Below are 21,794 nucleotides of genomic sequence, written 5' to 3' on the forward strand. Positions count from 1 at the left end.
TTTATAAAGTAAAACACATGTATAGAGAAATTCAATTTAAATGGGTTATACGGGGTATATATTATGCGGAATTATATTATGGCAAGTATATTAATCTTATTTTCATTACAAGTTATGTCATCTCCTTCAGCTAATGAACCGCCGAAAATAGTGGCGCACCGGGCTGGTACCGGAGACGCACCAGAAAATACGCTCCCTGCAATTAAGAAATCGTTGGAAAATGGAGCTGATGCTATTTGGATTACCCTACAGTTAACAAAAGATGATGTACCGGTACTTTATCGACCTTCCGATTTAAAAGAACTAACCAATGTTTCAGGAAAAGTCAGAGACTATACGAACAAACAGCTATCAACAGTTAATGCTGCTAAATTCTATAATGAAAAAAATAAAACCGCATTTTCAGCCAATATTCCAACGTTAGAAGAAGTCCTAAAGTTGAAATATGTGCTGGAAGATTATCCTAACGTCATGTTCTATCTAGATATTAAATCCCCAGATGCCGAAAATCTGGCTCAGCCTTTTGCTCAGGCTCTACAAAAAGTGCTGAAGGAAACCAACAGTTTTGAACGTACCCGGGTTTATTCAACCGACAAACTGTATCTGAACGCTATAGATCAGATGAATAAGGACGCGGGGCGAAAAGAGCAAATTCAACGTTTTGAAAGTCGAGATGAAACTCGTGATGCTTTGGTCGATATAACCTTAGGCCATCAATGTAAGCTGCCGGTAGACAAAAAGGAGCGCTGGTACGGATTGGAGATGAAGCGAAACGTTGAGTTAGTCGTTGTGGAAAAATTCACTCTTGGCGAAGGCCGTTCTCACTCAAACACCGTATTAACATGGGATAAAAGCGCTATCGATTGTTTCCGCTCCAAAGGGAAAGCCTATATTATTTTCTTTGGTATCAATACAGCGCAGGATTATGAAAAAGCAAAAGAGCTAGGTGCAGATGCCGTGATGGTTAACTCACCGAAAGAATTTAAAAAAATAGTGAATGAAAAAAAGTAATCGATTAAATATATCCTTGTAGACAAAAAGCCCGGCAGTTAATTAGCCGGGCCTTTTATGCTATAGGATACGAAACTGATCCAGTTTCTTCTGCCGGGCCGCTTCTTTTTCCATTCGCTTTTTACGGGAATCACAAGGCTCAGGACAGTCGCAGACTTTCTCCATCCCCAGCGTAGCAATACCGCCGCAGCTCCCCTGTAAGGTTTTGCGCTTCACTACATAGCCAATAGACATTCCGCCAATAACCAGCAGGAAGAAGACGAAAGACGCGAGAAAAACTGTCAGCATAACTCCTCCTAAGATCGATTTTGCAGATAGGGTTCGAAGGCTTCCGAATAGCGTTCTTCAAATCCCTTATCTGTTTTAACGATCATAAATACCGGTATACCAAGTAGATTAGCCAGCGCCAGCCCTTTTTCCGGCCCCAACACATCCAGCCCGGTAGACAAACCATCAGCGGTCATACAGCTAGGATTCAGCACGGTAATGGAAACCAATCTATGGTTGATTGGCCGCCCCGTCGCGGGATCAATGGTATGAGAATAGCGTACGCCATTTTCTTCAAAATAGTTACGATAATCACCAGAGGTTGCGAGCGACATTCTCCCTGGTTCAATAATCTCCTGCGCACTTTGATCGACACCAGCACCCGGTTTTTCGATCGCTATACGCCAGGGCTTATTTTCGCCATTATTCCCACGGGTGCGAACTTCTCCGCCAATATCAACCATGAAATTTTTGATGTTCTGAGATTGCAGATATTCCGCAACCACATCAACACCGTAGCCTTTGGCGATGGAAGAAAGATCGACGTACAGCTCAGGCACTCGCTTAATTAGTGCGTTGCCTTCAACGGCGAGTTTATCTATTCCCACCCAGCCACGACGTTTCTCTAATTCTTCGGCAGAAGGCACTTTATCAGGACGTCCTTCAGGGCCAAAACCCCATAAGTTAACCAAAGGCCCGACGGTGACGTCCAGCGCACCGTCGGTTAACCGGTTGATACGAATCGCTTCCTGCACCACTTTGGCCGTAGCAGCGGACACCGGGAAAGGTTTATTAATTTCCCGACTCTGATTAAAACGGCTTAATTCAGAATCTGGCCGGTAAGTCGACATCTGGTTATTAACCACTTCCAAAATCCTATCGACTTCTTTTTGCAGTTGTTCCGGAGAAGACCGGGACGTATCACTCACATATTTTATCGAGTAATAGGTGCCCATGGTTTTACCGGTGAGATTCACCTGCTCAGGGCCGCAGCCCGCTAGCAACAGCACTCCCATCAGGAGTGCCAGCCAAAGTATTATTTTCCTATGCACAATAATCCTATTATTGTAAAACGCCCGTCAGGCATGACATCAGCCACCGAAGTCATCAAGCATAATATTGTCGTCCTCAACGCCAAGATCCTTCAGCATTTTGATCACTGCTGCGTTCATCATTGGCGGACCACACATATAGAACTCACAGTCTTCCGGCGCAGGATGGTTTTTCAAATAATTTTCCAGCAACACATTGTGAATGAACCCAGTGTATCCCGTCCAATTGTCTTCAGGCTGAGGATCGGACAAAGCAACGTGCCAGGTAAAGTTTTCATTCTCTTCCTGTAGCTGGTTGAAATCCTCTTCATAGAACATTTCGCGTTTAGATCGAGCACCGTACCAAAAGCTGATTTTACGCTTAGAATGCAAACGCTTAAGCTGATCGAAAATATGCGAGCGCATCGGTGCCATACCGGCACCACCGCCAATAAACACCATTTCCGCATCGGTATCTTTCGCAAAGAATTCACCGAATGGCCCGGAAATAACCACTTTATCACCCGGCTTCAACGACCAGATATACGAAGACATGATGCCCGGAGGCGCGTCCGGCATATTCGGCGGCGGCGTTGCAATACGCACGTTCAGCATAATAATGCCATGCTCTTCCGGATAGTTCGCCATGGAATAGGCGCGCACCGTTGGCTCGGTCACTACGGATTCAAAACGGAACAGATTAAACTTATCCCAATCGCCGCGATATTCTTCCGGCACGTCAAAATCAGCATATTTGACGGTATGAGGTTCAGCTTCAATCTGAATAAAGCCACCCGCGCGGAAGGGAACTACGTCCCCATCAGGAATTTTAAGTTTCAACTCTTTAATGAACGTCGCTTTGTTGTCATTTGAAATGACTTCGCAAGTCCATTTTTTCACGCCGAATATTTCTTCCGGCAAATCGATTTTCAAGTTTTGCTTCACGCTAACCTGACAGGCCAGACGGCAACCTTCTTTAGCTTCACGCTTAGAGATATGAGAAAGCTCGGTCGGTAAAATATCGCCGCCGCCTTCTTTGATCGTCACCCGACACTGCCCGCACGAACCACCGCCACCACATGCGGAGGAGACAAAAATGCCGTGGCCAGAAAGCACATTCAGCAATTTATCACCGGCCGGTGCAGTAAAGCTTTTTTCCATATCACCGTTGATTTCAACCTGAATATCACCGGTATTCACCAACTTCGATTTGGCGACAAGAATCATCACCGTCAACGCTAGCACGATGAGGGTGAACATAACTACGCCTAGAATTATTTCCATGAGTTCTTCCTGCCTTTATAGATGCACACCGGAGAAGGACATAAAGCCCAGTGCCATCAGCCCGGTGGTGACAAAGGTAATTCCCAGCCCCTTCAAACCACCCGGAACATCGGCGTATTTCATTTTTTCCCGAATACCTGCCAGCGCCACAATAGCCAGCATCCAGCCGATTCCCGAACCAATACCGTACACAATGGATTCTGGGAAGTTGTAATCACGCTGCGCCATAAAGGACACGCCACCAAAGATGGCGCAGTTCACGGTGATCAACGGCAAGAAGATGCCCAATGCGTTATAAAGCGCCGGGAAGTAGCGATCGAGAATCATCTCCAACACCTGCACAATCGCCGCAATCACGCCGATAAAAGTGATGAAGTTAAGGAAGCTCAGATCAACTCCTTCCACCAGCGCTCCATCGCGCAGCACCAGGTTATAAACCAGGTTGTTGGCGGGAACCGCAATACCCAGCACTACGGTTACGGCAATGCCTAGACCGAAGGCGGTGGACACTTTCTTAGAAACCGCCAGGAAAGTACACATCCCGAGGAAGAAGGCTAACGCCATGTTCTCTACAAACACCGCGCGGACAAACAGACTGATGTAATGTTCCACCGTCAATTACTCCTTTTCAATCTGCGCAGGTTTCAGGGTACGTAAGCCCCAAATCAGCATGCCAATGATAAAGAACGCACTAGGCGCTAACAGGAACAATCCGTTCGGCTGATACCAGCCGCCGTTTTGTACCGTTTCCAGCACGGTGACGCCAAACAGTTTGCCAGAACCAATCAGCTCACGAACAAAGCCCACCAGCACCAGAATCACGCCGTAGCCCAAGCCGTTACCGATACCATCCATAAAGCTTTCGATCGGCGGTGACTTCATGGCGTAGGCTTCCGCGCGCCCCATGACGATACAGTTGGTAATAATCAAACCAACGAATACCGAAAGCTGCTTCGAAATCTCATAGGCGTAGGCACGCAAAATCTGATCCACCACAATCACCAGAGAAGCGATGATCACCATCTGCACGATGATACGCACGCTGTTAGGGATATGGTTACGGATCAGCGAGATAAAGAAGCTGGAAAATGCCGTTACCAAGGTTACCGCCAGCGTCATTACCAGTGCGGTTTCCAGTTTGGTGGTTACCGCCAGCGCCGAGCAGACCCCGAGGATTTGTAATGCAATCGGGTTGTTGTCAAACAACGGGCCGAATAAAACCCGCTTAATCTCTTTGCTATCAGCCATTTTTTAACGCTCCTTCGCGCACTTTTTTCAGGAACGGGCCAAAGCCGTTTTCACCCAACCAAAAATCAAAGGTATTCTGTACCCCGTTGGAGGTCAGCGTTGCACCGGACAAACCGTCCACGGCGTAAGGATCGTTCGCATCTGCGCGTCCTTTCACTACGCGAATAGCCGGTTCCCCTTGTTCATTGAACAAACGCTTACCGACCCATTGGCTACGCCAGATTGGGTTTTCAACTTCACCACCCAGCCCTGGGGTTTCACCCTGATCGTAATAGCTGATGCCACGTACGGTTTTCCCGTCGTTATCTACCGCGACGAAGGCGTACATCATCGACCATAAACCGGAGCCGTAGACCGGCAGCACAATTTTACTGGTCTGGCCCTCCTCATTACGCACCAGATAGATTTCCACCAGATTAGCCCGACGTTTAATTCCGGCTTTATCTTGCGCAGCGGTCAGAGCGATGCTTTGGCTATCATCACGTAAAGCCTGAGAACGATCGAAGCTGGTCGGATCGGTTTTAACGAAATCACCGCTTTGCAAATCCAACAGACGCGGTTCAATACGAGCGGAAAACTCTTGTTTGACCTGCTCTGCATCCATTTTTGGCTGGAGTAAACCGGCCACGTCCAGAATGTTGCGTTGCTTATCCAGTAAGCGCTGTTCCTGCTGTTTGGATTTCAAGCCAACCGCTGCGCCGGAGACCACTACGGAGCACACCAGACACAGCAAGACCACTACCATCAGCGTTTTGCCGATAGTATCGTTATTTCTTGGTTTATCACTCGCCACGGGCTTTCCTCCGCTTGATGTTGGCCTGAACAACCACATAGTCGAACAGTGGCGCAAACAGGTTGGCGAACAGAATCGCCAGCATCATTCCCTCCGGATAAGCCGGATTCACGACACGGATTAAGACGCACATCACACCGATCAGACCGCCGTACCACCACTTACCTTTATTGGTAAAGGAAGCCGATACCGGATCGGTAGCCATAAAGATCATACCGAAAGCAAAGCCACCCAATACCAGATGCCAGTACCAAGGCATAGCAAACAGCGGGTTAGTGGTAGAACCAATCCAGTTGAACAGGAAGGCCGTCGCAATCATGCCGATCATCACACCAGCAACAATGCGCCAAGATGCCACGCGGCCAAACATAATGATGGCACCACCGATCAGAATCATCAGGGTAGAAACTTCACCAATAGAGCCTGGAATGTTGCCCATAAAAGCATCCATCCAGCTGATTGGTTGGCCGGTGACCATGTTCATCAGACTGTGGCTGCCGTTAACGCTCCACTGGGACAACGGCGTTGCGCCAGAGAATCCGTCGGCCGCGTTCCAGACCAGATCGCCGGAGATCTGTGCCGGATAAGCGAAGAACAGGAAAGCTCGCCCAGCCAGCGCCGGGTTCAGGAAGTTACGTCCAGTGCCGCCAAAGATTTCCTTACCAATCACTACGCCAAATGAAATCCCCAGTGCCGCCTGCCAGAGTGGCAAAGTTGGCGGAACGATCAGGGAAAACAGAATGGAAGTAACGAAGAAACCTTCGTTGATTTCATGACGGCGAATAATGGCGAACAGAACTTCCCAGAAGCCCCCAACCAAAAACACCACCGCATAAATCGGCACAAAATAGACCGCGCCCAGCGTCATCATGCTGATCCAACTGGCATCCGGTGCCAGCGAGGCGCCAAGCATCTCCGCCAGTCGATAATGCCAGTCGGCGGCAATCACCTGTTGCAGCTCCGCGCCGCTATACAGGTGGTTCAGCGCAGGAATAGCCTGCTGACCAACGTTGTACATCCCCCAGAACATCGCTGGGAATACCGCCAGCCATACCAAAATCATCATCCGTTTCAGGTCGATAGCGTCACGCACGTGGGAGGCACCCGGCGTCACTTTACCCTGAGTGTAGAAAATACTGGCCGTGGCTTCGTATAGCGGATAATACTTTTCCAGCTTTCCGCCGGACTCAAAATGATGCTCTATTTTCTCAAAAAAACTTTTCAGGCCCATGAGTTATCCTTCCTGCTCAATCTTGGTCAAAATGTCGCGCAGTACCGGACCGTATTCATATTTACCGGGGCAGACAAAAGTACAGAGCGCCAAATCTTCTTCATCCAGCTCCAAAGCCCCCAGCGCCTGAGCGCTGTCGGTATCGCCGGCTAACAGATCGCGCAGCAAATGCGTCGCCAGAATATCCAGCGGCATCACTCGCTCGTAGTTGCCAATTGGCACCATAGAACGTTCGCCACCGTTCAATCCAGTAGAAAAAGCAAAGCGCTTGCGCTTGAAGAAATGGCCGAGGGTGGTGCGGGTAATAGAGAATTTATCTTTACCCGGCATAATCCAGCCGAACAGCTCCTTGTCTCGCCCTTCCAGCACTACGGAAACCTGCTGATGGAAACGACCAAGATAGCCATGTGTCGCAGAGGCCGCGGTTCCGCTCAGTACCGAACCGGAGATAATACGGTTATCCCCTGCTTTCAGTTTACCGGCGGTCAGTTCGGTCAGGCTGGCGCCTAAACGCGTGCGCAGCAGGCCAGGTTCTTTTACCTGCGGCCCCGCCAGCGCAATAACTCTATCAGTGTAAAGCTCACCTTCGACAAACAGTTTGCCAATGGCGATCACATCCTGATAACCAATGTGCCAGACGGTTTTCGTCATACTGACCGGTTCGAGGAAGTGAATGTGGGTGCCCACCAACCCAGCAGGATGGGGACCGGAAAATTCGTTATAGGTTATTTGCCCGTTATTCTGGCCGCGAATGATTTCCCCGGCGCCGTGACAAACGTGCACTTTACCTTCGGTTAAGCGCGTCAATACGCTCAAACCGTGGTTAAAGGCATCAATTTGCGTGGCAATAATGGCCTGAGGATCGGCAGCCAGCGGTTGGGTATCCATCGCCGTGACAAAAATAGCGCGTGGCTTTGTGCCCGGCTGCGGAGTTTTACTGAATGGACGAGTGCGTAGCGCAGTCCACAGACCTGAGGCCAGCAAATTTTGCTGAACCTGCTCCGCGCTCAGCTGGTTGAGCTCGGCGGCGTCGTAACGATTGAAGGAAACGCTGTCGTCTCCCTCTATTTCAATCACGACAGATTGCAGCACACGCCGTTCACCGCGATTAATCGCAGAAATCTTGCCTGCTGCTGGAGAGGTGAAAAACACGCCGGGGTTCTTTTTATCTTCAAAAAGCGCCTGGCCTTTTTTGACCCTCTCCCCTTCTTGCACCAACATTGAAGGACGCATGCCCACATACTCTTCACCGAGCAGTGCAACATGATGAATAACCGGACCTTCCTGTATGACCTGAGCCGGAGCCCCGGCAATAGGTAGGTCGAGTCCTTTTTTTATTTTAATCATAAGGTTTGCACGATTCTGTCAGGTGTATCAAATGCTGTACGTCATCCAGAGGAGCACAGCAACGCGATGATTAGTTATTTTTAACAGTTCAGTTAATATAATGAGGTATTAACCGGCAGCGCAATTAGCGTGCATTTTACTTGCAGGCATTTACTGATTTAAATAACAACATTAATTTCTGCTAATGTGACAGCGTTGGAAGATACAAAAATTGCGTTTCATTGCTCAACAAAACAACTCAATATCTTTAACACCAATATGCCTTCAGTAGCCGAGGATTTTAGCATTTTAGCCTGTTGCTGTCTGATAAAAGCAGTGACCTGGCTCAAGCAAACGACATTATATTGATCAAGAATCGCCTCTGCACTCGGTAAAAACGTAAGGTTAATTCGCTTTTACCGATCACAGTTTCTTTTTTATACAAATCTATTATTGATAAAAATATTCTGACTGATAATCTGCAAACCTATACTAACAAAAGCAGTGGCTCACCGATCGGCAGATACGATCGGTTCCCAGTAAGAGAAGTAGGAATAATTAATGGGCAAAATCGCTCTGTTACTTGCGATGATCATTTGTTTGCCTGCGGTATCCTTAACCAGCTCAGCCAGTGAGCCCGTTGCGGTTACCAATGCGCTTAAACAGCAATTACTCGGTTCTCCGGTCTATATCCAAATATTTAAAGAAGAGCGAACGTTGGAATTATATGCCCGTTTACAGGGCGAATATCGATTGGTACGAAGTTATCAGATTTGTAATTTCTCTGGCGGTCTTGGCCCCAAACGCCGCGAGGGAGATTTTAAAAGCCCGGAGGGATTTTACAGCATAGATACGCGTCATTTAAAACCCGATAGTAAGTTTTATCGGGCGATCAATATCGGCTTCCCAAATGACTTTGATAAGTCTCAGGGATACTCGGGGAAATATCTGATGATCCACGGTGATTGTAAATCCATTGGCTGTTACGCCATGACCGACAATTACATGGATGAGATATTTAACTACGTGCAAACCGCATTTATGAATGGCCAGAGCAAAGTGGATATTAGTATTTATCCGTTCCGTATGACCGAGCAAAATATGCAGCGCCATCGTAACTCGTCAGATATTAACTTCTGGCGTCAATTACAACCAGGTTATGCCTACTTTGCAAAAAATCGTATGCCGCCTTTGGTCGGTGTCATTAACGGACAATATGTGATTAATCGTCCGTTAATGTCCAGTGCGCCAGCCTCAGAGTACGCGCTCACCAAAACAGAATAGAGCAAACTCGCCTGGCGCTATTTTGTGCCAGGTTTCATTGCCGGTCAGCGGCTGAGTGGCAATGACGCTGACCACATCATTGGGTGTGGTTTGCTGCTGAAAATCTATCTCCACATCCTGATCCAGCAAAGTGGCTTTACCGAAAGGTGCCCGACGCGTAATCCAATAAAGATTGGTTGAGCAATAGGCCATCACAAAACGCCCATCCGATAACAGCATATTAAATACGCCCTTGGCGCGCAGTTGCTCAGACAATGTCGCAATAAAGCGAAATACCGCAGGCCAGTTACCCGGTGTGCGCGGATACCGCTTGGCCAATTGATTTAACAGCCAGCAAAACGCATATTCGCTGTCAGTCTGGCCTATGGGGCGGAAAGTGCCGGTCTCCAACTGACGATACCCTTTCAATTGTCCGTTATGCGCATAAGTCCAATTGCGCCCCCACATTTCCCGAGTAAAAGGATGGGTATTTTCCAACGCCACTTCGCCACGGTTTGCCTGACGAATATGGGAAATCACCGCGCAAGACTTGATCGGGTAATCCTGGACCAGGCGGGCTATCGGGGAGTTAAAGCTGGGTTGCGGGTCTTTAAAGGTACGGCAACCGTGACCTTCATAAAACGTTATACCCCAACCGTCTTTATGCGGCCCTGTGCCCCCTCCGCGCTGAACCAGCCCGGTAAAACTGAAACAGATATCAGTGGGCACATTCGCGCTCATCCCGAGCAATTCGCACATCACCAACCTCCTCTACTGCCTGTGCAGTAGCAATAAAAAGCCAAAACCAATCAGGGCGAAGAAACCGGAGGTAAAGCGTGCGATAAGGAGGCCATGATAGCCTCCGGTGCAGAGCGGTGAACACCCCGAGGCGCGGGAAACTCCACGGCGACCTCAGGTTATTCCATACCAGCCAGTTATTAGGCCTTAACCATCTCTTTTTCAATCAGCTGAATCAAGATATGAATCGCTTTGATATGTATTTCCTGAATACGATCGGCGTAACCGAAATGAGGCACCCGAATTTCGATATCTGCAGTACCCGCCATTTTACCGCCGTCTTTGCCAGTCAGGGTGATCACTTTCATCCCTTTGGCTCTTGCAGCTTCGATCGCCTTAATGATGTTGCCAGAATTTCCTGAAGTGGAAATGCCCAGTAAAACATCACCTTCACGGCCTACGGCTTCCACATAGCGGGAGAAAACATAGTCGTAACCAAAATCATTACTGACGCAAGACATATGGCTGACATCAGAGATGGCGATCGCCGGATAGCCAGGGCGGTTTTCACGATAGCGGCCAGTTAATTCTTCGGCAAAATGCATAGCATCGCAATGGGAGCCGCCGTTACCGCAGGAAAGCACTTTCCCACCGGCTTTAAATGAGTCAGCCAGCAAGATAGCTGCCCGCTGAATGGCGTCGATATTGGCATCATCACTCAGGAAATTAGCCAAAGTATCAGCCGCTTCATTAAGTTCACTTCGAATTAAATCGTGGTACATGGGAGCCTCTTTATATGTCCTGTGGCATCAATAATCTTCCGCAGGCAGTGTACCGGATAGCGCAAACTGCGAGAAGCGCCGTGATGAACTGTTGCAACGGCTTTTGACCTTAAATGCTACGAATTTGTGAACCAAGTTGTAATTGATATGTAATGGCATTGATAAAAACAATGAGATGAACTAAAACCAATACATCACTCAACAGGTCAGACCTCCTACAACTCAGGAGCTTCATTATGATGGTTCTTAGCATTGTTGCCTTGCTGGTTCTTATTGGTGTGTTGTTCTATCACCGGGTGAACCTACACCTTAGTAGTCTGCTTCTTCTGGTATACACCGCCGCCTTGGGTGCGCTGCAAGTATGGTCATTCTGGGCGTTGCTTCCTTTGGTGATTGTGTTGCTGCCACTGAACTTAACGCCGCTGCGCCGCTCTCTGTTCTCAGCTCCTGCGCTGCGTACCTTCAGTAAAATCATGCCAGCCATGTCACGCACCGAAAAAGAAGCGATCGATGCGGGAACCACCTGGTGGGAAGGTGATTTATTCCAAGGCAAGCCAGACTGGAAAAAACTACATAACTATCCAAAACCACAGCTAACCGCTGAAGAACAAGCCTTTATTGATGGTCCAGTGGAAGAAGCCTGTCGTTTAGCAAATGATTTTCAGATTACGCATGAACTGGCTGATTTGCCGCCGGAGCTGTGGGCCTATCTGAAAGAACACCGCTTCTTCGCCATGATCATTAAGAAAGAATACGGCGGGCTGGAATTCTCCGCTTATGCTCAAGCGCGCGTATTGCAGAAGTTATCCGGTGTTTCCGGCATTCTCGCCATTACCGTGGGCGTTCCTAACTCCCTCGGCCCCGGCGAACTGCTGCAACATTACGGCACTACCGAACAAAAAGATCATTATCTGCCACGATTGGCGCGCGGCGAGGAAATTCCTTGCTTCGCACTGACCAGCCCCGAAGCGGGTTCCGACGCCGGTGCAATTCCGGATACCGGCACCGTTTGTATGGGTGAATGGCAAGGTAAGCAAGTGTTGGGTATGCGCCTGACCTGGAACAAACGCTATATCACGCTGGCACCGATCGCGACCGTGCTGGGTTTGGCGTTTAAACTGTCCGATCCCCAGCATTTACTCGGTGAAACCGTAGATTTGGGTATTACCTGCGCCCTGATCCCAACTAACACTCCTGGGGTAGAAATCGGTCACCGTCACTTCCCGCTGAACGTGCCATTCCAGAATGGCCCAACTCGCGGTAACGACATCTTTGTGCCGATCGATTACATCATTGGCGGGCCAAAAATGGCCGGTCAGGGCTGGCGTATGCTGGTTGAATGTCTGTCCGTCGGACGTGGTATTACCCTGCCATCCAATGCAACCGGTAGCCTGAAAAGTGTGGCAATGGGTATTGGCGCTTACGCCTACATTCGCCGTCAGTTCAAAATCTCTATCGGTAAGATGGAAGGGATCGAAGAACCTTTGGCGCGAATCGCTGGCAACGCCTACGTGATGGACGCCGCCGCCACCTTAATCACTAGCGGTATTATGCTGGGTGAAAAACCGGCGGTACTGTCTGCCATAGTGAAATATCACTGTACCCACAGGGGTCAGCGCGCAGTCATGGATGCGATGGATATTGCCGGGGGTAAAGGTATCTGTCTGGGTGAATCCAACTTCGTCGCCCGTTCTTATCAAGGCGCGCCGATTGGTATCACCGTTGAAGGTGCCAACATTCTGACGCGTAGCATGATTATCTTCGGTCAGGGGGCTATCCGTTGCCATCCGTACGTTCTGGCAGAAATGGCCGCGGCACAAAGTAACGATGTTAACGCTTTTGATAGCGCCCTGTTTGGTCACCTTGGCCACGTAGGTAGCAATAAAGTTCGTAGCTTCTGGCTGGGTCTGACCAACGGCCGTACCAGTCATGCTCCGGTAAGCGACAGCACTCGCCGCTACTATCAGCAGCTTAACCGCTTAAGTGCCAACCTGGCGCTGATGTCCGATGTTTCCATGGGCGTTCTGGGCGGCAGCCTGAAACGTCGCGAGCGTATCTCTGCTCGTTTAGGAGATATTCTGAGCCAAATGTATCTGGCTACCGCAACGCTGAAACGTTATGAGGATGAAGGCCGTCAGAAAGAAGATTTACCGCTGGTTCACTGGGGCGTGCAGGATGCGCTGTATCAGGCAGAACAAGCACTGGATGACTTACTGCGAAACTTCCCGAATCGCTTTATTGCTGGCGTGATGCGTATTGGAATCTTCCCGTTTGGCTGCGTACATCGCGCGCCGTCAGATCGCTTGGATCACCAATTGGCTCAATTGCTGCAAGTGCCTTCGGCAACCCGTTCACGTATTGGGCGCGGTCAGTACCTGACGCCGAGTGAATTCAACCCGGTCGGCTTGCTGGAAGCCGCACTGCAAGACGTTATCGCCGCAGAGCCAATCCACAAACGCCTGAGTAAAGAAGCCGGTAAGAATCTGCCGTTCACCCGTTTGGATCAGTTAGCCAAACGCGCACTGGCGGAAGGGAAAATCAGCGCGGAAGAAGCTAACGTGCTGATTAAGGCAGAAGCCAGCCGCCTGCGCTCGATTAACGTAGATGAATTTGAACCGGAGGCGCTGGCTACCCAGTCCCCGGTAAAGCAGCCAGATCGGCCACGTCAAACGGAAGCGGCGTAACTGATAGTACTCATTGATAATTCATGTGTCTAAAACAAAGTCCCGGTCTAATGCCGGGACTTTTTTATCGCTGATTTTTGATAGCGAACTAGCGCTGAACCTGAAAATAGCGAGCAGCCAAGCGCTCAATTATCCGTTTTGACGAATACGGGCAATTAATTCACCCACATTATCAATATGCACCGCTGCCAGTATTAATGTGCGCCCCAGACTCAGAGCCTGACGCTGACAGGCTAAACGCATCCCGTCATCTTCAATGCTGTCCAAATCCGCGACGTGTGCCAACCCGATGGTGCGCCTAATCAATTCGGTTCCACAGTACCCCACGGCATCATTCCACACCTGCCGGAGGAAATACTCGGCATAACCAGCAGTTTTCAACGCTTGATCCTGAGTTTTCTCTGCGCATAGCGTCAGAAAACGCGTGGCAAAAGCCTGCCAAATTTCACGAATGTCATCTAAACGCTGTTCACGGCCTGCCGCTGCGTCTCTCGGCCCGGTCAACCCCGGCAAACCGCAGTAATTTAGCAATACATTTCCTAAAGCCGTACCGATATCAAAACCAATCGGGCCATAAAAACCGAATTCTGCGTCAATAGCTTTCAATTTACCTTCGGCCACAAAAATCGAGCCACTATGGATATCACCGTGTAGCAAAGCTTCCGCTTTACTCAAAAACCGATGTTTAAGGGAAGCTACCGCCAGTTTCAGCCCGTTGTCCTGACGCAGCGCCAGCACCTCCGGCAGTAACGCGGCGTCAAAATTATTGCGTTCATGATCGTGATAAGGATCGGTAAAAAACAGATCTTCAGTGATCTGGCACAGTTCGGGATTGGTATAACGGATCACCGCCGCCTTCTTACTTTGTGCCGACTGATAAAAATCTGAGGTGTGGAATAAAGTCTGCCCCAGATATTCACCCAACTGGCTGGCCGCCTGCGGATAATGGCGGCCTTTCACCAATTCATGCCGCCAGATGTGATGATCGGAAAGATCCTCCTGCACCATCACCGCCAACTCCGCGTCATGGTGCAGTATTTTAACCGTGTGTTCAGGGCAGAACTGGCTGTGAGTTAGCAGGGTTTCCGCTTCGATGCGCGCTCGATCCAAGGTCAAAGGCCAAGATTCTCCTACGCAACGAACGTAAGGCAATGCCTGTTTCACCACCACCCGGCTTCGCCCCGTTTCATCACGGATCTTAAACACCAGATTCAGATTGCCGTCGCCAATTTCATCCGCCGAAACCAACGTGTGCGGTTCAGCAATCCGGCCATATTGACGCGCATATGCAACGGCATCAGCAGCAGTAAACGTGTGATAACCTGACATCTCCCACCCCTTCTCAATTCTCTGGTCGCCCACGGCGCATTAATTATTTAGGCGTAAAAACATGTAGACGTCTATACATCTGTAAAGCATGTTGGCAGAATAAGAACCCAGATGCAATAACGCAACATGGATTTAACTGACGATGCCGACGCTTAACACCACCAGCCTGAAAATACGCGATAACCAGCTTTGGATTCTCGATCAGCAAGCCCTGCCCCAACGCCAAATCTGGCGTTTGGCTGATGACGTAGAATCTTTGGTCGAACATATTCTGACGTTACGCGTACGCGGTGCGCCGCTGATTGGTCTCTCTGCCAGTCTGTTACTGGCGCTGCTGGCGGAGCGAGGTTTATCTCAGGCGCAGTTGGAGCAAGCGCTCATCACGCTAAGAGAATCACGGCCAACGGCAGTTAACCTGATGAATAATCTGGCACGGATGCAGCAAGCGTTACTGCGGCCAGATTGGGTAAATTCCATGATGAAAGAGGCGCTACGTTTGCTGGACGAGGATCGGATTCTGTGCGATAGCATTGCCAATCACGGCGCAGCGTTGGTTAAATCCGGTAGCAGACTTCTTACCCACTGTAATACCGGCGGCTTAGCCACTGTGGGCGTGGGAACGGCAATAGGCGTAATATTACGCGCTCATCAGCAGGGAAAAATAGATAACGTTTGGGTCGATGAAACCCGGCCATTACTACAAGGTGGGCGTTTAACCGCGTGGGAGTTGGGCGAGTTGGGTATTCCCTATCGGTTAATTTGTGATTCCATGGCTGCGACCTTAATGGCTCAGGGCCAGGTAGACTCCATTTGGGTCGGCGCAGATCGTATTGCCGCTAACGGCGACGTAGCGAATAAAATCGGCACCTACAGCCTGGCGGTACTGGCACATTATCACCATATTCCGTTTTATGTTGCGGCACCTCACACCACCGTGGATCCGCAATGTCCAAACGGAGCCGCCATTCCTATCGAACAGCGCGCAACTAGCGAAGTCACCGGCGTATCCGGCAGCTTTGGCGAATGTCACTGGGCACCTCAAGACGCGCAGGTGTATAACCCGGCCTTTGACGTCACGCCGGCAACCCTGATCAGCGGTTGGGTTCTGGACAGCGGCGTAATCACGCCACAGCAGGTTCAGGCCGGATTTTTCCAGCCTGAATAATGTAAATGCACAAGCGACCTTACTGAGCCGCCTGCATTTACATTAATCTAAACGAGGATAAGCATCGGCTATCTTATCGCCGGTAAAATGCGCCACCCAACCTTCCGGGTTATCAAATACCCGAATAGCGGTGAAATTCGGTGCCGATCCCATATCAAACCAGTGACGTGTATCCGCCGGAACGGAAATCAAATCGTTTTTTTCGCAGAGAATCTGAAAGATTTTCCCCTCTAAATGCAGACAAAACAGCCCCGCGCCTTCGACAAAGAAACGCACTTCGTCTTCGCCGTGAGTATGTTCGGATAAAAACTTCTGTCGCAGAGTTTCTCGCTGAGCGTTATCCGGACGCATACTGATCACATCCCAACTTTGATAGCCTTTTTCTGCCACCAGCCGGTCTATTTCATGTTGATACGCCGCAATTACTGCTTCCGGCGACGGATTTCCCCCCAACGCCCGATCCGCACGCCAACGCTCAAAACGCACGCCAATACTTGCCAACTGCTTCTGAATAGCCGTTGCATCAGTGCTTTGCCAGATAGGCTGTTCCGGCTGCTCATCGCTGAAAATAGTCAAGGCACTCATGATGCAAACTCCTCTAAAACGATCTGATCGAAACAGTTAACCTGCCGATGATGGCTTTCTGCATCCGGCAAATCGCGAATCAGCTGGCAAGTCTGCCAACCAGCCTGCTGAGCGGCGTCCAGCTCCTGACGAATATCGGATAAAAACAGGATATCGTGCGGTGCAACGGCTAAGTGCTCAGTAATATTCTGATAAGCGGAGACTTCGCGCTTCGCGCCAACGCGAGTATCAAAATACCCGCTGAATAACGGCTGTAAATCTCCCGCATCACTATAGCCAAACAGCAGTTGTTGCGCCTCAACTGAACCAGAGGAATAAACATATAGCTTTACCCCTTGATGCTGCCAATTAGCCAGCTGCGGAGCCACGTCCGGGTAAAGGTGACCGCGAAAATCTCCGTTTTGATAACCAGTACGCCAGATAATGCCTTGCAGAGCTTTTAGCGCGGTAGACTTACGATCCTCATCCATAAAACCGAATAGTACGCTAATAAGGGTTTCTATATCCGCATCCGGCTGACCAATTTCACGGCGTAAATCTGCCAGCAGAACGGTCACGTCTTCTTCGCTGGCGTGCTGACGCAAAAAATCCGCTAATCGGGCGCGAGCGTAAGGAAAAAGTACCTGATGCACAAAGCGAATATCGCTGGTCGTACCTTCAATATCAGTAACAATAGCCTGAATCATTTGACCTCCAGCAGGCGGCGTTGTAATTCGCACTGGAACAGGAATTCTAATCCTTCCAGATGACGGCGCGCTTCTGCCACTGAGTTCCCCCAGCAATAAAGCCCGTGACCTCGTACCAGAAAACCGTAGCGTAACGGTGCCAACGCTGCGCGGCCTGCCACTCGCTCAGCCAATGCGCTAATATCCTGATCGTTATCAAAAATAGGAATAACCACGGTATCCAAATGGGATTTCTGACCCGACAGGGACTTCTGCATTTCATAACCCTGTAAAACCAATCCATCACTTTTTTCCACGCGAGAAAGTACCGTGGCGTTCACCGAATGAGTGTGTAAAACCACGCTAACATCAGGATATAACCGATACAGCAAAGTATGCAGGCCGGTTTCCGCCGAAGGCGTACGCCCGCTGGGCACGTGATTGGTGGCAATATCTACGCTCAGGAAATCTTTCGCCGTGAGGCGACCTTTATCTTTGCCAGATTCACTGACCAACGCGTATTCACTGTCGGCACGCAGTGACATATTACCGCCAGTCGCCGGACACCAGCCTTTGCCGCCAATCCAGTGGCAGGCCGCAAGTAACGCCTCAAGTTGTGTCTGTTTTGCCATTTCCCTACCTCTGCAATTGTTATTTTCGCCGTGCAACAGGGGAATATTCCACGCTGCCCCCCTATGAGCTGACATTAACACAAAAAATCATTTAGCCGTTTAAACATCTAAGCGTCTTGATTGCCAAATCTTAACATCGTGTTATATTGACAGCAACATCAGCGCCAGGAGTTTCAGCCCAGAATGAGCACTTTATCATTGATTCCAGACAGTAAATTACCTGCCCAAGGCACCACCATCTTTACGCAAATGAGTGCGCTGGCGCACCAGCATCAGGCAATCAATCTGTCTCAGGGATTCCCTGATTTTGCTGGCCCGGAATATCTAAAGCAGCGTCTGGCTTATCATGTTAATCAGGGAGCGAATCAATATGCTCCAATGACTGGCGTTGCAGCGCTGCGAGAAGCAATTGCAGATAAAACCGCCGCCGTTTACGGCTGGCGTCCTCATGCTGATAGTGAAGTGACGGTGACCACCGGTGCCAGCGAAGCGCTGTTTGCTGCTATTACCGCTCTGGTGCGCACCGGCGATGAAGTTATTTGCTTTGATCCCAGCTACGACAGCTATGCGCCAGCCATTAAACTGGCGGGTGGCGAAGTCAAACGCATCGCCCTGCAGCCTCCGGCGTTCAATACTCACTGGGCTGAATTCTCCGATTTGCTGACCGAACGCACGCGGTTGGTGATCGTTAACACTCCGCACAATCCGTCAGCAACCCTATGGCGCGCGGCTGATTTTGAGCAATTATGGCAAGCCATTGCCGATCGCAATATTTACGTCATTAGCGATGAAGTATATGAACATATTTGTTTCGCCGCTGAAGGCCACGCTAGCGTGCTGGCTCACCCTCAATTGCGTCAGCGGGCCGTTGCCGTATCTTCATTCGGTAAAACCTTTCACATGACCGGTTGGAAAGTCGGTTATTGCATAGCGCCCGCCGCCATCAGCGCGGAAGTGCGTAAGATCCACCAATACCTGACCTTTTCCGTTTGTACGCCAATTCAATTGGCCCTGGCCGATATGCTGAACGCCGAGCCTGAGCACTGGCAGCAACTGCCCGATTTCTACCGCGCTCGTCGGGATCGCTTCGTACAGGCGCTGGCCGCCAGCCGCCTCAAAATATTACCCAGTGAAGGAACCTACTTCCTACTGGTCGATTACAGCGCCGTTTCCGATTTGAACGACGTAGATTTTTGCCTGTGGCTGACGGAAAAAATCGGCGTTGCGGCTATTCCGTTGTCAGTATTCTGTGAGGCTCCTTTTCCTCATCAATTGATTCGGCTGTGCTTCGCTAAGCAGGAAGCCACGCTGGACGCCGCAGCGGAGCGCCTATGTCAACTTTAAAACTGACTCTACTACAACAACCGTTAGTCTGGCTGGATGCCGAAGCGAATTTACGCCATTTTGCGAAGCTGCTCGAAGATATCCACCAGCGAGATGTCATTATTCTGCCGGAGATGTTTGTCAGCGGCTTCGCCATGAACGCCGCCGAGTTCGCGCTACCGGAGGCGGAAATCCTCGATTGGCTCCGCCATTGGGCAGGGAAAACCAATGCATTACTCGGTGGAAGCGTAGCGCTGCAAACGCCAGAAGGCGCGGTGAACCGCTTTCTGCTGGTTAAACCCAGTGGCGAAATACATTTTTATGATAAGCGCCATCTGTTCCGCATTGCCGGTGAGCACCATCATTATCAGGCTGGAAAACGACGTAAAGTGGTGGAGTGGCGTGGCTGGCGTATTTTGCCGCAGATCTGCTACGACCTGCGCTTCCCCGTCTGGTCGCGTAACCAGCAAGACTATGATTTAGCAATTTATGTTGCCAACTGGCCAGCAGCGCGAGCCAAACATTGGCAAAAGCTATTGCCTGCCAGAGCCATTGAAAATCAGGTATTTGTCGCAGGATGTAATCGGGTAGGTGAAGATGATAACGGCCATAGTTATCAGGGAGATAGCGTGATTATCGATCCGCAGGGCGAGATTCTGAGCAGCGCGCCTTTGCATGAAAGAGCCAGACTGGACGCCACACTCTCTCTGGCAGCGCTAAGCGACTATCGCGAGCGTTTTCCTGCCTGGCGCGATGCCGATGATTTTCTACTGCACCACTGATATTGAGTCGAAATAGCTACCGAAAAATAGCGATGTTAAAGCGCGTCTCTCACGGCGCGTTTTTTATTAGCTTCATCGTTGGAATAGACAGAAAACAGTGGTTGGGATGACGAAAACGACAAAGCCCTGAGTTATTGCTAACTCAGGGCTTCTGAATATTGGCGGTGCGGACGGGACTCGAACCCGCGACCCCCGGCGTGACAGGCCGGTATTCTAACCGACTGAACTACCGCACCGCGCTGTTGTTCCGGTTAAGAACGGGTTGAATATTACGGTTACCCCGCTATTTCGTCAACACTTTTTCCTGAAAAATAAACCGGTTGCACAGATTTTCACCCAAACGATGAATTATCCCGCATTGACTGCCGTTTCATCTTCAGCAGAAGCCCGCCACAGGCAGCTTCCACCTTTCTTCTGAACCAAATCCAAACGCTGGTTATGAGCTTCCAATTCTTCATCACTGGCGTAAATAATTTTCAGCCCGCTGGCCGGACGGACGATACGTTGAATATCATCGGTAGAATCTGATTGATTCTGATCCCCTTCCATTGAGAAAGACAGCGAGGTTTGCCCGCCGGTCATCGCCAGATAGACTTCAGCCAAAATCTCGGCATCGAGCAATGCGCCGTGCAGCGTTCGCTTAGTATTGTCTATCAGATAACGGTCACATAACGCATCGAGATTGTTCCTCTTACCGGGGAACAGACGGCGCGCCAATAAAAGACTATCGGTTATGGTACAGAAGGTATCCGTATTCGGAATTCCCTGCTGTAGCATTCGAAATTCATAGTCCATAAAGCCGATATCGAACGCCGCGTTATGAATAACCAGCTCGGCTCCGCGAATAAACTCGAGGAATTCCGGGGCGATATCGGCAAAAGTTGGCTTATCTGCGAGAAACTCATCGCTAATACCGTGGACACCGTAAGCTTCTGGATCAACCAGACGATCCGGTTTGACATAGACGTGGAAATTCCGTCCAGTTAACCGGCGGTTGATCACTTCAACAGCACCGATCTCAATAATACGATGGCCTTCATAGTGAACGCCCAGCTTATTCATACCGGTGGTTTCAGTATCGAGAACTATCTGTCTGGTAGGTGTTGGGATCATATTGCAGTGCTCATAGCGCTCGTTTATGTCAGACTTAAGGTTTAAAACTCATTAGGAAGAGTCTACCAGAGATGACCAAACAGGTAGAAATTTTCACCGACGGATCTTGCCTAGGCAATCCGGGTCCCGGTGGTTATGGCGCGATTTTGCGTTACAAACAGCACGAAAAAACTTTCAGTGAAGGCTATCGTCTCACTACCAATAACCGTATGGAATTGATGGCAGCCATCGTTGCTCTAGAAGCATTGACATCACCCTGTGAAGTCACGCTCAGTACCGACAGTCAATATGTGCGTCAGGGCATTACTCAGTGGATTCATAACTGGAAAAAACGCGGCTGGAAAACGGCCGACCGCAAGCCGGTCCGCAATGTGGATTTGTGGAAACGGTTGGACGCGGCAATTTCGGATCATAAAGTGCAGTGGGAGTGGGTTAAAGGCCACGCAGGGCACCCGGAAAACGAACGTTGCGACGTATTGGCGCGCGATGCAGCCAACGCTCCCACTCAGGAAGATACCGGCTATAATCCGGACTAATTCCGA

General features: G+C 49.9%; 22 protein-coding genes and 1 tRNA gene. 7 read left to right on the forward strand and 16 right to left on the reverse strand.

Annotation, left to right across the window (positions count from 1 at the left end):
* The first annotated feature begins 63 nt into the window (after positions 1-63).
* A complete protein-coding gene (locus tag PL78_RS06640; RefSeq protein ID WP_064514172.1) occupies positions 64-1,011 on the forward strand; it encodes a glycerophosphodiester phosphodiesterase family protein in 948 nt (315 codons plus the stop codon).
* A 60-nt stretch (positions 1,012-1,071) separates the two neighbouring features.
* On the opposite strand, the gene nqrM is transcribed toward PL78_RS06640, so the two are convergent.
* From nqrM to PL78_RS06680, 8 genes are all read right to left on the reverse strand, one after another.
* On the reverse strand, positions 1,072-1,299 hold the full coding sequence (gene nqrM, locus PL78_RS06645; protein WP_049598442.1) for a (Na+)-NQR maturation NqrM: 228 nt from the start codon (positions 1,297-1,299) through the stop codon (positions 1,072-1,074).
* An 8-nt stretch (positions 1,300-1,307) separates the two neighbouring features.
* Positions 1,308-2,294, reverse strand: a complete 987-nt coding sequence (locus PL78_RS06650; protein WP_064514173.1) for an FAD:protein FMN transferase — start codon at positions 2,292-2,294, stop codon at positions 1,308-1,310.
* 75 nt (positions 2,295-2,369) lie between these two features.
* Positions 2,370-3,593 (reverse strand): NADH:ubiquinone reductase (Na(+)-transporting) subunit F, encoded by a 1,224-nt coding sequence (gene nqrF, locus PL78_RS06655; protein ID WP_064514175.1) that lies wholly within the window; start codon positions 3,591-3,593, stop codon positions 2,370-2,372.
* A 15-nt stretch (positions 3,594-3,608) separates the two neighbouring features.
* Entirely contained in the window at positions 3,609-4,205 is a 597-nt protein-coding gene (gene nqrE, locus PL78_RS06660; RefSeq protein WP_064518304.1) for an NADH:ubiquinone reductase (Na(+)-transporting) subunit E, read from the reverse strand.
* Between the two features lie 6 nt (positions 4,206-4,211).
* Complete coding sequence (locus tag PL78_RS06665; RefSeq protein WP_049598434.1) at positions 4,212-4,841, reverse strand: NADH:ubiquinone reductase (Na(+)-transporting) subunit D; 630 nt, start codon at positions 4,839-4,841, stop codon at positions 4,212-4,214.
* The gene (locus PL78_RS06670; protein ID WP_064514178.1) at positions 4,834-5,634 is read right to left on the reverse strand and encodes a Na(+)-translocating NADH-quinone reductase subunit C; all 801 of its coding nucleotides are present in this window, start codon (positions 5,632-5,634) and stop codon (positions 4,834-4,836) included. Before PL78_RS06670 ends, PL78_RS06665 begins: the two co-directional genes overlap by 8 nt.
* Entirely contained in the window at positions 5,624-6,865 is a 1,242-nt protein-coding gene (locus tag PL78_RS06675; RefSeq protein WP_064514181.1) for an NADH:ubiquinone reductase (Na(+)-transporting) subunit B, read from the reverse strand. The genes PL78_RS06670 and PL78_RS06675 overlap by 11 nt, the downstream gene beginning before the upstream one ends.
* Before the next feature lie 3 nt (positions 6,866-6,868).
* Entirely contained in the window at positions 6,869-8,212 is a 1,344-nt protein-coding gene (locus PL78_RS06680) for a Na(+)-translocating NADH-quinone reductase subunit A (RefSeq protein ID WP_064514183.1), read from the reverse strand.
* A 540-nt stretch (positions 8,213-8,752) separates the two neighbouring features.
* Between PL78_RS06680 and dpaA the strand changes: the two genes are divergently transcribed.
* Positions 8,753-9,475: a peptidoglycan meso-diaminopimelic acid protein amidase gene (gene dpaA / locus PL78_RS06685; RefSeq protein ID WP_064514185.1), complete on the forward strand. Its 723-nt coding sequence runs from the start codon at positions 8,753-8,755 to the stop codon at positions 9,473-9,475.
* Here the strand turns inward: dpaA and PL78_RS06690 are convergent.
* The gene (locus PL78_RS06690; RefSeq protein WP_064514187.1) at positions 9,446-10,213 is read right to left on the reverse strand and encodes a class II glutamine amidotransferase; all 768 of its coding nucleotides are present in this window, start codon (positions 10,211-10,213) and stop codon (positions 9,446-9,448) included. The genes dpaA and PL78_RS06690 overlap by 30 nt on opposite strands.
* Before the next feature lie 179 nt (positions 10,214-10,392).
* A complete protein-coding gene (lpcA, locus tag PL78_RS06695) occupies positions 10,393-10,974 on the reverse strand; it encodes a D-sedoheptulose 7-phosphate isomerase (RefSeq protein ID WP_064514188.1) in 582 nt (193 codons plus the stop codon).
* 236 nt (positions 10,975-11,210) lie between these two features.
* Between lpcA and fadE the strand changes: the two genes are divergently transcribed.
* The gene (gene fadE, locus PL78_RS06700) at positions 11,211-13,658 is read left to right on the forward strand and encodes an acyl-CoA dehydrogenase FadE (protein WP_064514190.1); all 2,448 of its coding nucleotides are present in this window, start codon (positions 11,211-11,213) and stop codon (positions 13,656-13,658) included.
* 129 nt (positions 13,659-13,787) lie between these two features.
* Here the strand turns inward: fadE and mtnK are convergent, their stop codons facing one another.
* Positions 13,788-14,987 carry an S-methyl-5-thioribose kinase gene (gene mtnK, locus PL78_RS06705; RefSeq protein ID WP_064514193.1) on the reverse strand — a complete coding sequence of 400 codons (1,200 nt, stop codon included), beginning with the start codon at positions 14,985-14,987 and terminating at the stop codon, positions 13,788-13,790.
* Positions 14,988-15,129: 142 nt separating this feature from the next.
* On the opposite strand from mtnK, the gene mtnA reads away from it, so the two are divergent.
* On the forward strand, positions 15,130-16,152 hold the full coding sequence (gene mtnA / locus PL78_RS06710; RefSeq protein WP_064514194.1) for an S-methyl-5-thioribose-1-phosphate isomerase: 1,023 nt from the start codon (positions 15,130-15,132) through the stop codon (positions 16,150-16,152).
* 42 nt (positions 16,153-16,194) lie between these two features.
* On the opposite strand, the gene PL78_RS06715 is transcribed toward mtnA, so the two are convergent.
* The 3 genes from PL78_RS06715 to PL78_RS06725 are packed head-to-tail and all read right to left on the reverse strand — an operon-like array spanning position 16,195 to position 18,034.
* A complete protein-coding gene (locus PL78_RS06715; protein ID WP_064514196.1) occupies positions 16,195-16,737 on the reverse strand; it encodes a 1,2-dihydroxy-3-keto-5-methylthiopentene dioxygenase in 543 nt (180 codons plus the stop codon).
* The gene (mtnC, locus tag PL78_RS06720; protein WP_064514198.1) at positions 16,734-17,423 is read right to left on the reverse strand and encodes an acireductone synthase; all 690 of its coding nucleotides are present in this window, start codon (positions 17,421-17,423) and stop codon (positions 16,734-16,736) included. Before mtnC ends, PL78_RS06715 begins: the two co-directional genes overlap by 4 nt.
* Entirely contained in the window at positions 17,420-18,034 is a 615-nt protein-coding gene (locus PL78_RS06725) for a methylthioribulose 1-phosphate dehydratase (protein WP_064514200.1), read from the reverse strand. The genes mtnC and PL78_RS06725 overlap by 4 nt, the downstream gene beginning before the upstream one ends.
* A 183-nt stretch (positions 18,035-18,217) precedes the next feature.
* Here PL78_RS06725 and PL78_RS06730 point away from each other — a divergent pair, with 183 nt between their 5' ends.
* Together PL78_RS06730 and PL78_RS06735 are read left to right on the forward strand one after the other, a co-directional pair.
* Positions 18,218-19,378, forward strand: a complete 1,161-nt coding sequence (locus PL78_RS06730) for a pyridoxal phosphate-dependent aminotransferase (protein WP_064514202.1) — start codon at positions 18,218-18,220, stop codon at positions 19,376-19,378.
* Complete coding sequence (locus PL78_RS06735; RefSeq protein ID WP_064514204.1) at positions 19,366-20,139, forward strand: amidohydrolase; 774 nt, start codon at positions 19,366-19,368, stop codon at positions 20,137-20,139. Before PL78_RS06730 ends, PL78_RS06735 begins: the two co-directional genes overlap by 13 nt.
* A gap of 159 nt (positions 20,140-20,298) precedes the next feature.
* Here PL78_RS06735 and PL78_RS06740 read toward each other — a convergent pair.
* Both PL78_RS06740 and dnaQ read right to left on the reverse strand, forming a co-directional pair.
* Positions 20,299-20,375, reverse strand: a tRNA-Asp gene (locus tag PL78_RS06740).
* A 112-nt stretch (positions 20,376-20,487) separates the two neighbouring features.
* On the reverse strand, positions 20,488-21,252 hold the full coding sequence (dnaQ, locus tag PL78_RS06745; protein ID WP_064514207.1) for a DNA polymerase III subunit epsilon: 765 nt from the start codon (positions 21,250-21,252) through the stop codon (positions 20,488-20,490).
* 71 nt (positions 21,253-21,323) lie between these two features.
* On the opposite strand from dnaQ, the gene rnhA reads away from it, so the two are divergent.
* Positions 21,324-21,788, forward strand: a complete 465-nt coding sequence (rnhA, locus tag PL78_RS06750; RefSeq protein ID WP_049598416.1) for a ribonuclease HI — start codon at positions 21,324-21,326, stop codon at positions 21,786-21,788.
* The last annotated feature ends 6 nt before the right edge of the window (positions 21,789-21,794 follow it).

The sequence above is a fragment of the Yersinia entomophaga genome (assembly GCF_001656035.1).
Taxonomy (GTDB): Bacteria; Pseudomonadota; Gammaproteobacteria; order Enterobacterales; family Enterobacteriaceae; genus Yersinia; species Yersinia entomophaga.

Coding starts and splice junctions, on each gene's coding strand:
- PL78_RS06730 (WP_064514202.1), top strand. CDS start 18,218: ATGAGCACTTTATCATTGATTCCAGACAGTAAATTACCTGCCCAAGGC.
- nqrM (WP_049598442.1), bottom strand. CDS start 1,299: ATGCTGACAGTTTTTCTCGCGTCTTTCGTCTTCTTCCTGCTGGTTATT.
- PL78_RS06725 (WP_064514200.1), bottom strand. CDS start 18,034: ATGGCAAAACAGACACAACTTGAGGCGTTACTTGCGGCCTGCCACTGG.
- PL78_RS06665 (WP_049598434.1), bottom strand. CDS start 4,841: ATGGCTGATAGCAAAGAGATTAAGCGGGTTTTATTCGGCCCGTTGTTT.
- PL78_RS06680 (WP_064514183.1), bottom strand. CDS start 8,212: ATGATTAAAATAAAAAAAGGACTCGACCTACCTATTGCCGGGGCTCCG.
- mtnK (WP_064514193.1), bottom strand. CDS start 14,987: ATGTCAGGTTATCACACGTTTACTGCTGCTGATGCCGTTGCATATGCG.
- nqrF (WP_064514175.1), bottom strand. CDS start 3,593: ATGGAAATAATTCTAGGCGTAGTTATGTTCACCCTCATCGTGCTAGCG.
- PL78_RS06675 (WP_064514181.1), bottom strand. CDS start 6,865: ATGGGCCTGAAAAGTTTTTTTGAGAAAATAGAGCATCATTTTGAGTCC.
- PL78_RS06735 (WP_064514204.1), top strand. CDS start 19,366: ATGTCAACTTTAAAACTGACTCTACTACAACAACCGTTAGTCTGGCTG.
- PL78_RS06690 (WP_064514187.1), bottom strand. CDS start 10,213: ATGTGCGAATTGCTCGGGATGAGCGCGAATGTGCCCACTGATATCTGT.
- PL78_RS06640 (WP_064514172.1), top strand. CDS start 64: ATGCGGAATTATATTATGGCAAGTATATTAATCTTATTTTCATTACAA.
- PL78_RS06715 (WP_064514196.1), bottom strand. CDS start 16,737: ATGAGTGCCTTGACTATTTTCAGCGATGAGCAGCCGGAACAGCCTATC.
- lpcA (WP_064514188.1), bottom strand. CDS start 10,974: ATGTACCACGATTTAATTCGAAGTGAACTTAATGAAGCGGCTGATACT.
- dpaA (WP_064514185.1), top strand. CDS start 8,753: ATGGGCAAAATCGCTCTGTTACTTGCGATGATCATTTGTTTGCCTGCG.
- PL78_RS06650 (WP_064514173.1), bottom strand. CDS start 2,294: ATGGGAGTGCTGTTGCTAGCGGGCTGCGGCCCTGAGCAGGTGAATCTC.
- mtnA (WP_064514194.1), top strand. CDS start 15,130: ATGCCGACGCTTAACACCACCAGCCTGAAAATACGCGATAACCAGCTT.
- dnaQ (WP_064514207.1), bottom strand. CDS start 21,252: ATGATCCCAACACCTACCAGACAGATAGTTCTCGATACTGAAACCACC.
- mtnC (WP_064514198.1), bottom strand. CDS start 17,423: ATGATTCAGGCTATTGTTACTGATATTGAAGGTACGACCAGCGATATT.
- rnhA (WP_049598416.1), top strand. CDS start 21,324: ATGACCAAACAGGTAGAAATTTTCACCGACGGATCTTGCCTAGGCAAT.
- fadE (WP_064514190.1), top strand. CDS start 11,211: ATGATGGTTCTTAGCATTGTTGCCTTGCTGGTTCTTATTGGTGTGTTG.